Below are 1,731 nucleotides of genomic sequence, written 5' to 3' on the forward strand. Positions count from 1 at the left end.
CTCTCCCCGTATAGGGACGGGGAGAGGGGCGCTGTCATCGATGGTTTCGCCAATCATCAGCGTGGCCGGAAAGGGCGCCCGCGCTGAACCTGCCCCTTTCTCCCCGTCTCTATACGGGGAGAAATGTCCGGCAGGACAATGAGGGGCGGCGCCGACATCTCCGATTGACCGCTTCCCAGTCGACTGTGACTTGTAATTGCCGTTGTTAAAACGCAGCTTGCTCTTTCACCCGACCGACGATAAAAGACGGGTCTTCCTTCCCGTCATGCGCCGCCCCTCGTTGTTTTCGGCCGCGCCCGGCATTTGTCGCATCCCGCCGATATTTTCCCAAAGCCTACCCAGACTCCATCTATTCAAGGTCCGTCTATGCAAGAAATGAAACTCGCCGAGTTCAAGAACAAGAAACCGCCAGAGCTGATCGCTTATGCCGAATCGCTCGAGGTCGAAAACGCCAGCGTCATGCGCAAGCAGGAGCTGATGTTTGCGATCCTGAAGAAGCTGGCCGCCCAGGAGATCGAGATCATCGGTGATGGCGTGGTCGAGGTGCTGCAGGATGGTTTCGGCTTCCTGCGCTCCGCCAACGCCAATTATCTGCCAGGTCCCGACGACATCTATATTTCGCCGTCGCAGATCCGGCGCTTTTCGCTGAAGACCGGCGATACGGTCGAAGGGCCGATCCGCAGCCCGAAAGAGGGCGAGCGCTATTTCGCGCTGCTCAAGGTCAACACCATCAATTTCGACGATCCCGAAAAGATCCGTCACAAGATCCACTTCGACAATCTGACGCCGCTCTATCCGACCAAGCGGCTGAAGATGGAGATCGAGAATGCGACCACCAAGGACATCTCGCCGCGTGTGATCGACCTGGTCGCGCCGATCGGCAAGGGGCAGCGCGCTCTGATCAACGCGCAGCCGCGTACCGGCAAGACGGTTCTCATGCAGAACATCGCCCACTCGATCACCGCCAACCATCCGGAATGCTATCTGATCGTGCTGCTGATCGACGAGCGGCCGGAAGAAGTGACCGACATGCAGCGCTCGGTGAAGGGCGAGGTGATCTCCTCGACCTTCGATGAGCCGGCGGTGCGCCACGTGCAGGTCGCCGAAATGGTCATCGAGAAGGCCAAGCGCCTGGTCGAGCATGGCCGCGACGTCGTCATCCTACTCGATTCGATCACTCGTCTCGGCCGCGCCTACAACACCGTCGTGCCGTCATCCGGCAAGGTGCTGACCGGTGGCGTCGACGCCAACGCCCTGCAGCGGCCGAAGCGCTTCTTCGGCGCCGCCCGCAACATCGAGGAAGGCGGCTCGCTGACCATCATCGCCACCGCGCTGATCGATACCGGCAGCCGCATGGACGAAGTCATCTTCGAAGAGTTCAAGGGCACCGGCAACTGCGAAATCCAGCTCGACCGCAAGGTGGCCGACAAGCGCATCTATCCGGCCATGGACATCTTGAAGTCCGGCACCCGCAAGGAAGACCTGCTGGTTTCCAAGCAGGATCTGCAGAAGATCTTCGTGCTGCGCCGCATCCTGGCGCCGATGGGAACCACCGACGCAATCGAGTTCCTGATCGACAAGCTGAAGCAGACCAAGACCAATGCGGATTTCTTCGATTCGATGAACACGTAACTGGCGAGGGCCAACGGGCAACTGCTTGCGCTGCCCCTCATCCGCCTGCCGGTGTCCAGCCGATAGATGGGTAACAGTTTGAACCGGATAGATAGGTAA

General features: G+C 59.6%; 1 protein-coding gene. It reads left to right on the forward strand.

All coding sequences use genetic code 11. From position 1 onward, the window contains the following. Positions 1-366 precede the first annotated feature (366 nt). Entirely contained in the window at positions 367-1,632 is a 1,266-nt protein-coding gene (gene rho, locus EOB80_RS34180; protein ID WP_127268017.1) for a transcription termination factor Rho, read from the forward strand. Positions 1,633-1,731: the final 99 nt, after the last annotated feature.

The organism is Mesorhizobium sp. M7A.F.Ca.MR.245.00.0.0 (assembly GCF_003997415.1).
In the GTDB taxonomy this organism is placed as follows: Bacteria; Pseudomonadota; Alphaproteobacteria; order Rhizobiales; family Rhizobiaceae; genus Mesorhizobium.

Excerpts from the sequence above, each read along its gene's own strand:
- rho (WP_127268017.1), top strand. The coding sequence starts at position 367 with ATGCAAGAAATGAAACTCGCCGAGTTCAAGAACAAGAAACCGCCAGAG.